Annotated in this window: 14 protein-coding genes; 3 read left to right on the plus strand and 11 right to left on the minus strand. The window is 58.2% G+C overall.

What is annotated here, in order from left to right; all coding sequences use genetic code 11:
- Window positions 1-114: 114 nt before the first annotated feature.
- Window positions 115-573, minus strand: coding sequence for a hypothetical protein (locus AAF739_05615; protein MEM6382132.1), 459 nt, complete (start codon window positions 571-573; stop codon window positions 115-117).
- A 312-nt stretch (window positions 574-885) separates the two neighbouring features.
- On the opposite strand from AAF739_05615, the gene AAF739_05620 reads away from it, so the two are divergent.
- Window positions 886-1347 (plus strand): Hsp20 family protein, encoded by a 462-nt coding sequence (locus AAF739_05620; GenBank protein MEM6382133.1) that lies wholly within the window; start codon window positions 886-888, stop codon window positions 1345-1347.
- Between the two features lie 53 nt (window positions 1348-1400).
- Here AAF739_05620 and AAF739_05625 read toward each other — a convergent pair whose 3' ends face one another.
- The 9 genes from AAF739_05625 to galE all read right to left on the minus strand — a co-directional run bounded on the left by AAF739_05625 (window position 1401) and on the right by galE (window position 9965).
- Window positions 1401-2141, minus strand: coding sequence for a sulfite exporter TauE/SafE family protein (locus AAF739_05625; protein ID MEM6382134.1), 741 nt, complete (start codon window positions 2139-2141; stop codon window positions 1401-1403).
- Window positions 2142-2167: 26 nt separating this feature from the next.
- Window positions 2168-3232 carry a beta-eliminating lyase-related protein gene (locus AAF739_05630; GenBank protein ID MEM6382135.1) on the minus strand — a complete coding sequence of 355 codons (1065 nt, stop codon included), beginning with the start codon at window positions 3230-3232 and terminating at the stop codon, window positions 2168-2170.
- Window positions 3233-3350: 118 nt separating this feature from the next.
- Window positions 3351-3968 (minus strand): DoxX family protein, encoded by a 618-nt coding sequence (locus AAF739_05635; protein ID MEM6382136.1) that lies wholly within the window; start codon window positions 3966-3968, stop codon window positions 3351-3353.
- 12 nt (window positions 3969-3980) lie between these two features.
- The gene (locus tag AAF739_05640) at window positions 3981-4820 is read right to left on the minus strand and encodes a DNA-binding domain-containing protein (GenBank protein ID MEM6382137.1); all 840 of its coding nucleotides are present in this window, start codon (window positions 4818-4820) and stop codon (window positions 3981-3983) included.
- Window positions 4810-5679, minus strand: coding sequence for a DUF692 domain-containing protein (locus AAF739_05645; protein MEM6382138.1), 870 nt, complete (start codon window positions 5677-5679; stop codon window positions 4810-4812). The genes AAF739_05640 and AAF739_05645 overlap by 11 nt, the downstream gene beginning before the upstream one ends.
- 80 nt (window positions 5680-5759) lie before the next feature.
- A complete protein-coding gene (locus AAF739_05650) occupies window positions 5760-6092 on the minus strand; it encodes a DUF2282 domain-containing protein (protein MEM6382139.1) in 333 nt (110 codons plus the stop codon).
- A 216-nt stretch (window positions 6093-6308) separates the two neighbouring features.
- On the minus strand, window positions 6309-7193 hold the full coding sequence (locus tag AAF739_05655; GenBank protein ID MEM6382140.1) for a hypothetical protein: 885 nt from the start codon (window positions 7191-7193) through the stop codon (window positions 6309-6311).
- A gap of 463 nt (window positions 7194-7656) precedes the next feature.
- A complete protein-coding gene (locus AAF739_05660) occupies window positions 7657-8907 on the minus strand; it encodes a lytic murein transglycosylase (protein ID MEM6382141.1) in 1251 nt (416 codons plus the stop codon).
- 62 nt (window positions 8908-8969) lie between these two features.
- A complete protein-coding gene (gene galE / locus AAF739_05665; protein ID MEM6382142.1) occupies window positions 8970-9965 on the minus strand; it encodes a UDP-glucose 4-epimerase GalE in 996 nt (331 codons plus the stop codon).
- A gap of 122 nt (window positions 9966-10087) precedes the next feature.
- Between galE and galU the strand changes: the two genes are divergently transcribed.
- The gene (galU, locus tag AAF739_05670) at window positions 10088-10975 is read left to right on the plus strand and encodes a UTP--glucose-1-phosphate uridylyltransferase GalU (GenBank protein MEM6382143.1); all 888 of its coding nucleotides are present in this window, start codon (window positions 10088-10090) and stop codon (window positions 10973-10975) included.
- A 10-nt stretch (window positions 10976-10985) separates the two neighbouring features.
- Here the strand turns inward: galU and AAF739_05675 are convergent, their stop codons facing one another.
- Window positions 10986-12668, minus strand: coding sequence for an outer membrane beta-barrel protein (locus AAF739_05675; protein MEM6382144.1), 1683 nt, complete (start codon window positions 12666-12668; stop codon window positions 10986-10988).
- A gap of 233 nt (window positions 12669-12901) precedes the next feature.
- Here AAF739_05675 and AAF739_05680 point away from each other — a divergent pair, with 233 nt between their 5' ends.
- A complete protein-coding gene (locus AAF739_05680; protein ID MEM6382145.1) occupies window positions 12902-13669 on the plus strand; it encodes a MotA/TolQ/ExbB proton channel family protein in 768 nt (255 codons plus the stop codon).
- Window positions 13670-13671: the final 2 nt, after the last annotated feature.

The following is a 13671-nucleotide window of genomic DNA, read 5'->3' on the forward strand; positions in this document are numbered from 1 at the left end:
ATGCTGAAAATGCCGGAGCCGACACACCCTTGGGGTGGCCGGCTCCTTTCTCGAACATCGATCCGGAGGGCGGATTGGACCGACGTTCAAGCTCTGGGTTGCTGATCGCTGGGGTTAGCGATGGAAGCGATGGCGCGGGCGCCAGATGATCTCACCATTGTATTTGTTGACGGCAACAATTCGCTGGCCGCGTCGGCCTTGGGCCTCGAACAGATAGGTGTGTCGACGATCACGCAGCAGATGAATGTTGCGGAAGCCTGCATGTCGCAAGATGCGACGCGCTTGGCGCGGCCCAAGATAATGGCGCTGCAGGTCATGATAAGGCCGCACGTGCCGAGGGCTGACCCTAACGGGCGCACGGTGCCGAACCACGCGTTCGTGGTGACCCGGGCCAATCACGAAGGTACCGTGCGGGGTCGACCAAGAGAACGTTACCTGTCCAGCATTGGCAACCGCGGCACCGCCACCAAGGGTGGCCATAGCAAGCGCGACGACGACGGCGCTCTTCATCAAGTTCTTCCGGTAGCTCATCTCAGTTTCCTCCGATGGCACGTCATGGGTTGATCTGGACATCTACCTTGATGCCCGTGATCAGGAGCGATGGAGGCAATCTAGAGCAGACCCCCTGAACCCAATTGGAAGTGCTTGTTCATGTTGCATTCATCGAAAGAACAGCGCTCGGCTGCCCCGGTTTAGGGGGCATTTGCGTTGCCGCGTTCGCCCCCTTGAAAAGCGCAAGTGCAATGACGATCTGATGAAATGAAGGCGCCAGACGGGCCTTCAGATCGTTGTCCAGCCGATGCCCAAACGGGGTCGTGAGCCTGATTTAAGAGGTCGCTGGCCAGCAAAGCTTATCATTTGTTGCTTCACTTGGAGGACACATCCATGCGCGTTGATTATTCACCGCTTTACCGTTCGACCGTCGGTTTCGACCGGCTCTTTTCCTTGCTGGACCAATCGGTCTCGAACGAAACGAATTCCTACCCGCCCTACAACATCGAACGTACCGGCGAGAACGCTTACCGTATCACCATGGCGGTCGCTGGCTTTGGTTCCGATGAGTTGACCGTGGAAACCAAAAACCACACCTTGCACGTACGCGGCGAGCGCAAGGCTGAGCAGAACGCCGAGGGTCGCGAGTTGCTGTATCGCGGCATTGCAGCGCGCAACTTCGAGCGGCGCTTCCAGCTAGCTGACTACGTCGAAGTCGCAGGTGCCTCAATGGAGAACGGCTTGCTGCACATCGACCTCAAGCGTGAATTGCCTGAAGCGATGAAGCCGCGCACCATCACGATTGCGAACGGCTCTGAAACGCCGGCTATCGATGTGGATGCAAAAGCGTCGTAAGGCTGCTTTACCTTACGACGGAAAGGCCCGGCACTTGCCGGGCCTTTTTGTGACTAGCTCAGAAGGACGTCGCTCAGCAGCTTAAAGGACACCAGTCCCAGAGCGATTTCGACAAACGCAAAGAAGACCTTCTGCGGTAGCCAACGGCTGATCTGTGCTCCGCTCCATGCGCCGCCCAGAGCAAACGGGACCAGCCACAAAACCTGCATGAGTGTTTCCCAAGTGAGCTGACCGGCCAGAACGAATGCTGGCATCTTCATGATGTTGACGCAGGTGAAGAAAATGGTGGTCGTGCCCAAGTAGGCCATTTTCTCAAGCTTCTGCGGCAGAACATATGCTTGATACGGGGGACCGCCAGCATGGGCGATGTAACTCGTCAGGCCCGCGAGCGCCCCGAAGACCACACCACGCGGCACATCAGCCGGCCTCGGCGGCCCCTCACGCTTTCTCAATCGCTTGAAGATCGCATTCGCCAGATAGGCAAAGCCGATAAACGCCAGCAGCAGCTTGATCGCGTTCGTCGGAACCGTGGAAACGGCGAAATAACCTCCAATGATACCAAACACCGAGCTTGGCAGAAGGATCATGAGGTTCCGGCGGGAGAAAGCCTTGCGAAACAGGTAGACCGCGTAGCAATCAGCGATCATGTAGAGTGGCAGCAGCAGCCCGGCCGCCAGGATCGGATCCATATACAGCGATAGCAGCGGGACCGCGAGGATCGCCATCGCTGGCATTCCGCCCTTGGACAGCCCCAAAATGAAAGCGGCCAGGCCGGCAACAATCCAAAAACCCAAGCAGCTGATCCTCTATTGGCGCTTGTCTAAGCGGCCTTGCTGCGGCTTGCGGCTTCGAGAAAGTGATCGACATGATCTTGCGTCGTCGCAAAGCTGGTGACGAGACGTATCAGGGTCTCATCGTCTGCTGGCCGAGCGCCATCGTCCGCTGCGTCCGACGGCCAGGGCGCAAAGATCGCACCTGCGCTCGCCAGGCTATCCGCCATTGTATTTGGGACGATCGCGAAAACCTCATTGACTTCAGTTGGCGCGGCGAGCCGGCAACCTGGCAGCGCTGACAAGCCATTCGATAGGTCGGCCGCCATCGTATTGGCGTGGCTGGCAAGCCTCTTCCAGGTGTCGTCGCGCAACATCGCCAGCGCTTGTGCGGCAGCAAACCGGTTCTTTGAAAACACTTGGCCCATCTGCTTGTTGCGATACGCAAGATCGTCGTGGAGATCAGGCCTGAAACTGACCACCATCTCGGATGCCCAGGCGCCGTTTTTGGTGAAGCCGAGAGAGAGCATATCCACGCCCGCCTCATGGGTCATCGCGCTGGGGGCAACATCTTGCGCCACCAAGGCGTTGCAAAAACGCGCACCATCCATGTGTAGGAACACGCCGTTACGACGCGCAATCGAGCCGATGGCGGCAACATCCATGACACAATACGTGGTGCCAAACTCGGTTGCCTGGGTCATCGAGACAGCGATTACCCGTCCACGATAGATCGCACCGTCGGGATAGGCAGCCAATCCGTCAAGTACATCGCGGGCGCTGATACGGCCCTGACGTCCCTGCAGTTTGTGCAACTTCATGCCAACAAGCGATTCTGGCCCGCAGGCTTCATCGACCAGAATGTGGGCGTCACGATGGGCGAGAATCGCTCCACCGGGTCGCGTGATGGCGCTCAGCGCCAACATGTTCGCGCCCGATCCCGTGGCCGTGCAAAAAACATCGACTTGCCGGTCAAAAAAAGCGCCCAACGTGTCCTTGAGTTGGCTGGTCAGGTCATCGGCGCCATAGGATGCGGCGAACCCAGAGGACGCCGCACGCAGAGCATCGGTCACCTCCGGTGCTGCGCCTGCCCAGTTGTCACTTCCAAAATACATCGCAGCCCCAAAACAAAGAAGGTCCGGTGCATGTAGCACCGGACCTTCGGCATGGCCAACTCATATCCACGCGTCATAGGCGCATCAATATGCTTCGCCCATTGACCATGCAAACGTGTCAGCGTTCGCGTTTCAGCGCCCGACCCAACACGCTATCGGCGGAAAGAAGACCTGGTCCCTTGATAACAAGATAGATCAGGGGAAAAGCCCACAGGAGGCGTTGATCAAGAATGATCGCATTCTGGAAACGGTCGAACCATGCCCCGATATCGGCGTCGGCAACGCCATGGAAGGCAACATCAACGTAGGATTGGACGACAATGAAACCGAGCATGCCCAAGGACGATAAACGGGTGAACAAACCAATCGTCACCAAAATCGGCAGGAGAAACTCGGCGTAGGTTCCTGCATAGACCAGCAGGGTCCAGGGCCACGCTATCTGTGTGACGTCATACCCTACCGCCTCAATCACAGGCGGAACAATCTGCGCATAGGCACCGATGGACAGGGAAAACAGACCACCATCCAACTTGGTCTGCGCGGCATTCCAGTAATACCCGAACAACACGGCGGCGAACGTGAAGCGCGCCAACGCACCAGGAAGCCAAGCGGACGTTGCACGCTCAAGAACGCCGAATAACCGATTGTGAAGAGCGATTACGGTGCCAAGAGGGCCTGTTCTGTTTTGATCGTCATCAGCCATCTGGCCGACGGCGTGTGTGTCAAGGCTGGCCATGGTCAGCTATCCTTATGCGGTGTGTTTGGGCGAAGGTGAAGGTGTTTCGGCCGAGAAAGCCCTGAAGGCGCCTACGGACAAGCCTAACGCCAGCGTGGCCTGCAGATCGAAATCCGGTTGAACCTCGAACGCTTTTTCCGCCGCGTCGGCGAAGGTGTCGCTCCCTTTGCAGGCGGCGAAAAAGGCATATCCGCCAGGACTTACTGCCCGCACGATTGGTTCGTACACCGGGCGGGTGACGATGGCATGTTCCGGTCGATTGATATCAAGGCGCGCTCGGGCATCCCCGAGGTCCGCGCCGGAGTTTGCAGCTTTTTCGATGGCATGAACACTGACGATGGCGAACTTGGTATTGAGCAGTCGAACCGCTGGATGGACGAGCAAATGCCCTCTCGAAAGGGTCTCTGGATCGACTGTGGCCAGCGTCGCCCCATCAAGGCAAGGCGCGTCAGCCGCGTGGTATGCGCCCAACTGCAGCATCTCAAGACGCGCAAGATCGGCGAGGAAAGGTCGCGAGGCAGAAACCGGATGGTTTGCGAGAAAGTCCGGAAAATCGGCCCCAAACTCGGCAAGAATTGCGGTTCGTGGCGGGTGTGTGCGCGCAAAGCCTGCCATAACTGCTCGGGCAGGCTCATCTCCAATGAGCTTCACTGTTATGGGAAAGCTGTCGGCAAGCGCCTCAATCAGGCTGGACATCACATTGTTTCGGTAAACGGCGAACGCTTCCTCGGGGTTTGCCCCGTTAGCACGCGCAATCCCTGCCGGAACGGGCGCATCGGGGTCGAGCACAGCCTGCGCGAACACGGACTGGTCGTCGGAAGGTCCGCCGTGTGTCATTGCATCAAGCGACATGGCGACGGCCAAGCAGCGGACTTTGGCGATCAAGGACCGCTTGCGCTCGCGCAGCTTCCTTCTGAAGCACCGGGAAAGCAGGAATATCGGTGTCCCATTCAACCAGCGTGGGGCGCGCACCCATACGCTCGATCAGCGAGCCGTAGAGCTCCCAAACCGGATCTGCCACTTCGCGATCATGCGCGTCAATCAGAAGGGGCGCTCCATCGGTCAACATGACCGACGCGTGCCCGGCCAGATGCACCTCTCCGACATGCTGCACAGGGAAAGCATCGAGATAGGCTTGCGGCGAGGTGGCATGATTGGTTGCCGAAACAAACACATTGTTCACATCGAGAAGCAAACCACATCCAGTACGCCGCGCGATCTGGGTAAGGAACTCAGTCTCTTCCATCTCGGACGTCTCGAAGACGACATATGTAGAAGGGTTTTCAAGCAGGATCGTCCGACCGAGCGCGGTCTGCGCTTCGTCGATGTGATCGCAAACGCGTTGCAACGTCTCCTCGGTGTACGGGACGGGCAGAAGGTCGTTCAAGTAGCTTTCATCATGGCTCGACCATGCCAAATGTTCTGAAAACAGGTCGGGCTGATAGCGTCGGTTAAGTTCTGCCAGGCGCGCAAGATGGTCGGAATCCAAGCGGCCCTCGCCTCCGATCGACAGACCGACACCGTGCAGTGAAAGCCCATAGCGCTGGCGCAAATCAGTGAGCATCCGGTGGGGCAAACCACCAGCACCCATATAGTTTTCGGGGTGTACCTCGAACCAGCGGACATCGTGTCTACCGGCCATTATCTCTTCGGCATGGGCGTGCTTGAAGCCGAGGCCGGCATCACTATCGGTGATCATTGGAGCGGGCATGGCGAAGACTTTCAGAACAGGCACGGTTGGAGGGTTGCCGGACGGACAAAAAGTCCGCCCGGCAATTGGTGTGAGCAACCTTATGCAGGCAGGTCGCGATCGAGTTCGGTCAGGGAGCCCATACGGCCATCCGGCAGGAAGAGCTCATCGTCTGACATGCTGGCAGAGCCATACTGCTCGCAAGTGCCGGTTGGAACGAACGTCCAGGCGTTGCCCTGATAGTCAACCGTCGATGTGCCAGCACAAGTGGTGCCCGGGCCTGCAGCGCAGTCATTAGCACCAGCAATTGAAATGCCATAACATTTCTCTTGGCCTTGAGCATGGGCCGGAGCAACGGCGGTTACGGAAGCGGCGGCGCCAACAGCAGCAGCTGCGAGAACGGCGGCGGAAACGGTACGTCGGGTGAGGCTCATTGGTCTGTATTCCCTTGATGGTTCTTTGAGAGGATCAGCATACGTAGGAAAACTTAAAGCTCTCCATACACAGCAAGCTGCCTGACGATGCGTTCAAGGTGAAATGACAAGAGCGGGAGAGTTTGGGCACGGCGCACTCACGCCGTGGTGCACCAGCGTGATCTGTCTTCACGAAACCGTGAAATACAGAAATCTTCGATGCTCTGGCACTAGAGCTTAGCCGGGTGCCCGGAAAAAGTCGGCGCGGGTCGGCGGTGCCTCGATAAGCGTGCCGCGCGTCAGCCGGTCAAGCGTTTCTCGCTCCTCGGGAACGATCCGCTCCACATCGTCGATAAGACTTGCCGTGGGATCTGCAAAACCGGATGTCAACAAGATGACAGGCCCGACCCCATCTGCCGAACGAGCACTTCCCTCGTAGATGATAGACGAAACCTGCGGCTCAAGGACTTCCTGTCCTTCCAGCGGGATGAACCTCTCGGCAAATTGCGCGTATTTTTGCCGCCCTGCACGATTGAGAAAGATACCATCACGGTTACGCAGATTGACCACGTCACCGGCAAGGCTTGGTCCTGCCCGAACATAGTTCCCCTGTTCGTCTGCAAAACCTTCATACACCGAAACAAAGCGAGCGAGTGTCGGTGCAACGCCTTCTTCCAGAACCTGGTTGATCAGTCGGACTTCCTCATTACGAGTTGGATCGGCCATCGGCGGCAAACCGACAAAGATCACAGGATTGCCCTCCCCCAACAATGTGAGCGCGAGCGTGGTCACCCTGTTGCGATAGAACTGCCGCCACTGCGACGATCCGAACGCATGGCGCTGGTCACCGTTGATAAGCGTCCGAGCGTCACTGTAACCAAGCGCCACGACAACAGCGGCCACGCGCTCAAAACGGTTGATCCTGCTTGGCGCTTCAGCAACCCAATCAAACGCTTCTGGATTGGTTAGCCCCGTCCCTGGGATCGAAACACCGAACGATTGCATCCGGCGGTTTCCATCGAGCCGGTCGACCATGCCGACGTGAAACTGATCGGCAAACTCATCGCCAATTGCGACGACGGATCGCGCATCGAAATCCTTAGGAGGGGGTGGAGGGGGCAAGGCTCGCTGTGCTGGCGCGCTCTGGAAGGTTCCAGACGATGTCGTGCTGCGCGTGGTTCCCCTTTGCGGCTGGCGGGGCTGGCTCTGCCGACGTGGCTCAAACCGGAAAAGCCGAAACAGTCCGCCCCTTTCACCGCTGCTCTGGCTATTGCCGGGCTGCCCAGGCAAAACAATCGCACTGGGGTCGCTCTGGCGCCAACTTTGAGCTTCGGCGGGGACAGGCAGCAGCGGTGGCAGGATGGCTACCATCGAAAGGCAAATAATAAATGCCAGCGCGTGGCGACCGCTCAAAACAAGACCGACCCTTGTAGATTTACTCCATGAAACAAAGCGTTTGGAGTGCACAGTCAGTCCCCGGTGAGCGTCGCAGTATTGCATGCCTATCCAGCTAGCATGACCGGCACAGTTTCGGAAGCATGGCGGGGAAAAGCGGTGAACCTGCGCCCGAAGCGCTCAGCCTTCATCAGCTGCCGCTGAGCCGGCCCAGCAGCGCCGATGAGGCAAAGCCATCTGGCGTGAGACCGACGGAAGCCTGAAAGTCCCTGATCGCACCGCGTGTATTGGGGCCAATCTTTCCATCTACGCCATCGGTAGGGAAACCACGCTGCGTCAGAAGCATCTGTAACCGGCGAACCTCGTCGCGGCTCAGGGGTTCGACATCGCGAGGAAAGCTGCTGCGAAACCCGCCAAATCCCTTCAGCCGATCAGCCAGATGACCAACTGCGAGCGCGTAACTGGTGGAGTTGTTGTAGACCTTGATGACATCAAAGTTGCGCAGCATCAGAAAAGCGGGACCCCGCGCGCCCGTTGGTGCCATCAACGTTGCCCGATCATCTGGCCTAGGAAATGCACTTCCGCTCGCTCGCGCTATACCAAGCTGCTGCCATTCTGCGAGCGACCGTTCTGTGGTCTCGTCGGCCAGCTGCCAGTCAAAGCCCGCTGGAACCCGCACTTCATAGCCCCACGTGTGGCCCGCTACCCAACCGGATTGCCGCAGATAGTTCGCTGTTGAGAACAGCGCATCGGGCACATTTTCCCAGATATCCGAGCGCCCATCACCATCATAATCGCCAGAATACTCGAGGTATGTGGTCGGAATGAACTGAGTATGGCCCATAGCGCCCGCCCAACTACCGAACAAATTGTCGGCGGTGGTGTCGCCACGCTGCAAAATCTGCAAGGCGGCTATGAGCTGCCTGCGACCAAACTCGCTGCGATCGGGGTCACTGTACCCCAGCGTTGCCAGCGAGCGAATGACCGGTCGCACAACGCCGCGATTGTCCAGGACGGCGCCATACGATGATTCAATGCCCCAAATGGCAACAATGACGTACTTCGAGACCCCTGTAGCCTGCTCAATGCGATCCAGTTCGGTCGCATACCGGCGGAGCATTTCCTGACCATCGTCGATGCGCGCGCGCGAGACGGCACTATCAAGGTATTCCCAAAGCGGGCGCACAAACTCCGGCTGCGACATCGCCGCTCGAAGGACTTCTGGGTCTGGCGACGTCACACCGGCAAAGGCACGCGAAATAAGCTGCGGAGGTATACCAATGCTGCGTGCTTCGGACTTGAACTGCGTGATCCACGTTTGAAAGCCGACATCGGCCTGCGCGTGCTTCGCAGTCATGGGTATGAGGACCAAAAGCGCCGCAAACGTTACCCAACAGCGCCGCCACAGTTCACGCGGGAAAACCACATCGAAAGATAGCATTGTCCAGACCTCCTCAGGGTCACGGGTGCACATTAACCATTCCAAAGCCTGCCGCCAAACAGTTAGGCTTTCATTTCATTTCGACCATACAGGCGCGCTTCCCAGCTAAGCGCGTGGCCCACGATTGTGTCCAAATCATCATATGCGGGCGACCAGCCAAGCGCCTGTCGCGCACGATCTGCACGCGCCACCAACGCAGCGGGGTCGCCGGCACGCCGTGGCGCCTCACGCACGTCAAACGACGTGCCTGACACACGCTGCACGGCGTCAATCACTTGCCTGACCGAGTACCCGCGCCCGTACCCACAATTAGCGACCAGACTATCGCCACCATCGCGCAACCGATCGAGCGCCAAACAGTGGGCCGAGATCAGATCGGTCACGTGAATGTAATCGCGGACCCCGGTTCCGTCCTCGGTCGCATAATCGCTACCGAAAATGTCGACATGGCTGCGTTGGCCCAGTGCGGCCTGTGTGGCGACTTTGATCAGATGCGTCGCCTTGGGCGTCGATTGTCCCGTGCGGCCATCCGGATCAGCGCCCGCAACATTGAAGTAGCGCAGTGCCGTGTAGGCAAAATCGTGGGCATGTGCCGTATCAGCGAGCATCATCTCGGTCATCAGCTTCGATGCACCGTAGGGCGAGATGGGGACGGTGGGCATGCCTTCTTCGACGATGTCACTGCTCGGCATTCCATAAACAGCGGCGGTCGAAGAGAAAATGAAGTGCCGGACACCGCCATTCACCGCCGCAGCCATAAGCGACCGTGATTTGACGGTGTTGTTCGCATAATAGCCCAGCGGATCGGAAACCGACTCTGGCACAACGATGGAGCCAGCGAAATGAACGATGGCATCCACTTCATGCTCTCGTATCAGCGCCTCAAGGAAAATCTGATCACCGACATCGCCAACGGCGAGGACCGCGTCCTCAGGAAGATTTGGTTTGAAGCCTGTGGTGAGATTGTCCACAACGACGACCCGTTCGCCGCGATCGACAAGCGCATGAACCATATGAGAGCCGATATACCCCGCCCCTCCGGTCACCAAAACGGCCATGTTCGTTCTCCATCGCTTCCGTTTGATCGCCTGCGCCACTCCCGAAGGTCGGGGGTGCAAATGACCGGCTGCATGCCGTAAGGGATTTCCCGCCACATGTGAATCAACAAGGTAAATGAACTATGACCCGCAAAATCCGCAAGGCAGTGTTTCCTGTTGCAGGCTTGGGCACCCGGTTCCTTCCTGCGACCAAAGCTATGCCCAAGGAAATGCTGACGGTCGTTGATCGCCCTGTGATTCAATATGTCTTCGAGGAAGCGCGGGACGCCGGTATCGAGCATTTTATCTTTGTGACGGGTCGAAACAAATCGGTAATCGAAGATCATTTCGACATTCAGGTGGAACTCCGAGACACGCTTGGGAAACGGGGCAAATTTAAGGAGCTGGAATCGTTGGACGCGCAGATGCCGGCCGCGGGATCGGTGAGCTACACACGTCAACAGGAGCCGCTGGGCCTCGGACATGCGATCTGGTGCGCGCGCGAAATGGTCGGAGACGAGCCCTTCGCCGTGCTGTTGCCCGACATGATCATGCAGTCCAAGCGTGGCTGCCTGAGCCAGATGATGGATCTCTATGAAGCCTCCGGCGGCAACGTGGTCTCAGTTGAGGAATGCACGCCTGAAGAAGCGTCCAAGTATGGCATTGTAGGTCGCGGTGAGGATGTCAGTGGCGGGTTCGCGATAACCGAGATGGTAGAAAAGCCCGCACCGGGGACCGCGCCCTCGAACTTTTATATTACCGGGCGCTACCTCCTTCAGCCGGAAGTGATGAGCATCTTGGAGAATCAGGCAGCGGGCGCAGGTGGAGAAATCCAGCTCACAGACGCAATGCTTGCGCTTCATGAGAACCAGGACTTCTTTGCCATGCCCTTTGTCGGCACGACCTATGACTGCGGCTCAAAAGCAGGGTTCTTGGCTGCCAACGTAGCGTTTGCCCTGTCCCGGCCGGATATTGCACCCGATTTCCAAGACGCGTTGCGCGACATCATCTCCGCCCGCGCTGCAGAGTAGCTTCGAGCAGCTAGCGGCGAAGCGTTACGCCAGCTTCAATCGTAAAGCGGTCGATATCATCGGGCGACTGGCGCTGATGCGAGTACGTTCCATCGACGCGAAACGCTACGACCCTCGACAGGTTCCAGGTGACGCCGGCCGTTCCAGTGTACGTTGTCTCATCGGTTCCGGCACCGGAAATCTCCTCCTCGCTAACGGATGCTCCCAGCCGAACCTCAAGGTCACGCCGAAGCTGATGGCTGACACCGACCGCTGCGGATCGGGTTATGCTAACACCAGAACCGCTAACGGTGGTTGGATCAAGTTCGGTACCAAGGTCGAGCGTGACACTGGTCAAACCCGTGACGTCCCATGTGAGCGCGGCCTGCACATCGAGGGTGGTCACATCATCAAGTGCCGCATCATCGAACGTCTCACCGACGAGGCCAACCGAAACGCTGCCGCGCAGGGGCGCACCATCAGCAATCGTCAAACCGCCGCGCAGCCCATAGCCCAGGCTATCGCGCTCAAACCCGTTGCGATCGACGCTATCGTCAAACCGGCGCAACAGGACCGCGCCCTCCACGAAGGGACGAAGGATTGGACCATCTGCGCGTTCAAGGCGAAGCGACGCGCCGAGATCGGTACGCTCCCGGTCATCGTTGTTTTGCGTCCCGCCTCCGGTCAGGTCGGTCTCATCAAACAAGAAACGCGTAGCACGCCCTGCCGCGGTAACCGCAATAGGCCCAAAGCGACGCTCGATTGATCCTTCCGCGCCAATCTCATGAGTCAATGTTCGGTCGGATGCGGTGTTGACGGCATTGACATCGCCAATGTCTTCACCATCGAGAACATAGGTTCCCCGCAAGTTGGCGACCGTCTCACGACCAACATCGAGGCGCAGGTCCGCGTTTGCATCGAAGCTCGCTTCAACATCGCGATCATCGTCATACACAAGGATCGATCCAACCAGTTCGGCATTGAATCCGTGCCGTCTCCAATCGGTCTCGACGCGCAATTGCGGCGCGAGGCGCAAGGTCCGTACGTCCCGTGCGTTTGCGGCTTCGTCCGGATTGCTATCGTAGCCTACCAGGACATCAATTGCTGGAAACCATGTAAGCGGGCCACGGCGAATTCCCAGTGGCGAGAACGGGTCCTCCTCTTCGGCATCAAACCCGCCGCGGAGCGCAGCACCTTGGTCTGCTGCGTCATCGGACGCGAAGCCGCCCGTGACCAACGCGTCGTCGTCAACGACTGAGAACCGACGCAACCGCTCCAGCTGTTCTTCCGATAACGCATCGGCACGAACCTGCGTGGCAGTTCGGAACCGATCCCCCGGCTGTGTCTCACCGGCAGGATCATCGTCCTCAAGCCTGCGCAATCCGCCTCGCGGCACCAAACGATCACGCGCTGTTTGCGCAGCGGTCCGCTGAGCTTGGCTATCGTCAAAAATGCGGGGATCGTCGGGGTCGGCGATCTCCTCACCCGGACGGATAGGTTCGTCGGCACCCACGGGTCTGCGCGGTGCAAATAGGGGAGCGTCAGGATCGATAATTTGCTCACCAACCCCGGCCGAAGCAGCAGTAGGCGGATCAATGTCCTGCCCTACAGCGGGTGAGACGATACCCAAGGCGAGCGCTACGGCGAGCATAGATTTGACGTGCGCTCGGCATCGCAATGCGCCACCGCAAGCAAGAAATTGGATCACGCTCATTGAGATCGTACTGCCGTGTCAGACGCACAAATTGTCTGAACCAGATGTAAATACGGATGGTTAACGGCTGGTATCTGCGCGGTTTACGCTTTGCTTACCTTAAAGCGAGCTTTCCCCAATAGCGCAGCTTTTCGCTGACCCGCTTTAGCACTCGTTTTCCATCATTCGACTAGGCTGCCGGCTAACTGACACCTGGCTTGCGGCCCCGCGAGCTTTCGTTTGAGAGACCCAGAATGGATCTTGCAACCATCATCGGCATCGTTGCCGGCCTCGCCGTCGTCGTCACCGCCATGCTTTTGGGCGGCAGTATCGGCCAATTCATCGATCTGCCCTCTCTGCTGATCGTTTTCGGTGGCGGCTTTGCTGCAACGCTGATCCGGTTTCCTCTTTCTGGTATCGGTCAAGCCTTGGTGCTTGGCGGCAAGACGGCCTTCACCCACAAAAAATCCAATCCCGTTGAGCTCGTTGAAGAAATTGCGGAGCTCGGCGATGTTGCTCGCAAGAACGGTCCACTTGGCCTTGAAAGCGTGGAGGTCTCACACCCCATGCTTCAAAAGGGGACGCAATATGTCACCGATGGCTTTGATCCTGCGTTCATCCGCGAGAGCCTTGAGCGTGAACGCGACCTTTCGCTTGAACGGCTGACTGAGGGGCAACGCGTCTTCAAGGCGCTGGGCGATTCTGCGCCCGCCTTCGGAATGATCGGTACTCTGGTGGGTCTTGTTCAGTTGTTGGCAAACATGGACGATCCCTCGACCATTGGTCCAGCCATGGCGATCGCCCTGCTGACCACCATGTATGGCGCCATCTTAGCCAACCTCGTCTGCCTTCCCATCGCCGACAAACTTGAATCGAAGTTTGCGGTGGAAGAGGTGAACTTGTCGCTGATCATCGATGGCGTTGGCCAGATCAGAGAAAATAAAAGCCCTGCGCTGATCCGGGAAATGCTGCTGGCCTACCTGCCTGAAAAAGCCCGTACAGAGTTGGCCGAAGCGGCGTAGCG

Source organism: Pseudomonadota bacterium (assembly GCA_039024915.1).
GTDB lineage: Bacteria > Pseudomonadota > Alphaproteobacteria > Rhizobiales > MH13 > MH13.

Excerpts from the sequence above, each read along its gene's own strand:
- AAF739_05675 (MEM6382144.1), bottom strand. The coding sequence starts at position 12,668 with ATGAGCGTGATCCAATTTCTTGCTTGCGGTGGCGCATTGCGATGCCGA.
- AAF739_05620 (MEM6382133.1), top strand. The coding sequence starts at position 886 with ATGCGCGTTGATTATTCACCGCTTTACCGTTCGACCGTCGGTTTCGAC.
- galU (MEM6382143.1), top strand. The coding sequence starts at position 10,088 with ATGACCCGCAAAATCCGCAAGGCAGTGTTTCCTGTTGCAGGCTTGGGC.
- AAF739_05660 (MEM6382141.1), bottom strand. The coding sequence starts at position 8,907 with ATGCTATCTTTCGATGTGGTTTTCCCGCGTGAACTGTGGCGGCGCTGT.
- AAF739_05680 (MEM6382145.1), top strand. The coding sequence starts at position 12,902 with ATGGATCTTGCAACCATCATCGGCATCGTTGCCGGCCTCGCCGTCGTC.
- AAF739_05635 (MEM6382136.1), bottom strand. The coding sequence starts at position 3,968 with ATGGCCAGCCTTGACACACACGCCGTCGGCCAGATGGCTGATGACGAT.
- AAF739_05650 (MEM6382139.1), bottom strand. The coding sequence starts at position 6,092 with ATGAGCCTCACCCGACGTACCGTTTCCGCCGCCGTTCTCGCAGCTGCT.
- AAF739_05645 (MEM6382138.1), bottom strand. The coding sequence starts at position 5,679 with ATGCCCGCTCCAATGATCACCGATAGTGATGCCGGCCTCGGCTTCAAG.
- galE (MEM6382142.1), bottom strand. The coding sequence starts at position 9,965 with ATGGCCGTTTTGGTGACCGGAGGGGCGGGGTATATCGGCTCTCATATG.
- AAF739_05615 (MEM6382132.1), bottom strand. The coding sequence starts at position 573 with ATGTCCAGATCAACCCATGACGTGCCATCGGAGGAAACTGAGATGAGC.
- AAF739_05640 (MEM6382137.1), bottom strand. The coding sequence starts at position 4,820 with ATGTCGCTTGATGCAATGACACACGGCGGACCTTCCGACGACCAGTCC.
- AAF739_05630 (MEM6382135.1), bottom strand. The coding sequence starts at position 3,232 with ATGTATTTTGGAAGTGACAACTGGGCAGGCGCAGCACCGGAGGTGACC.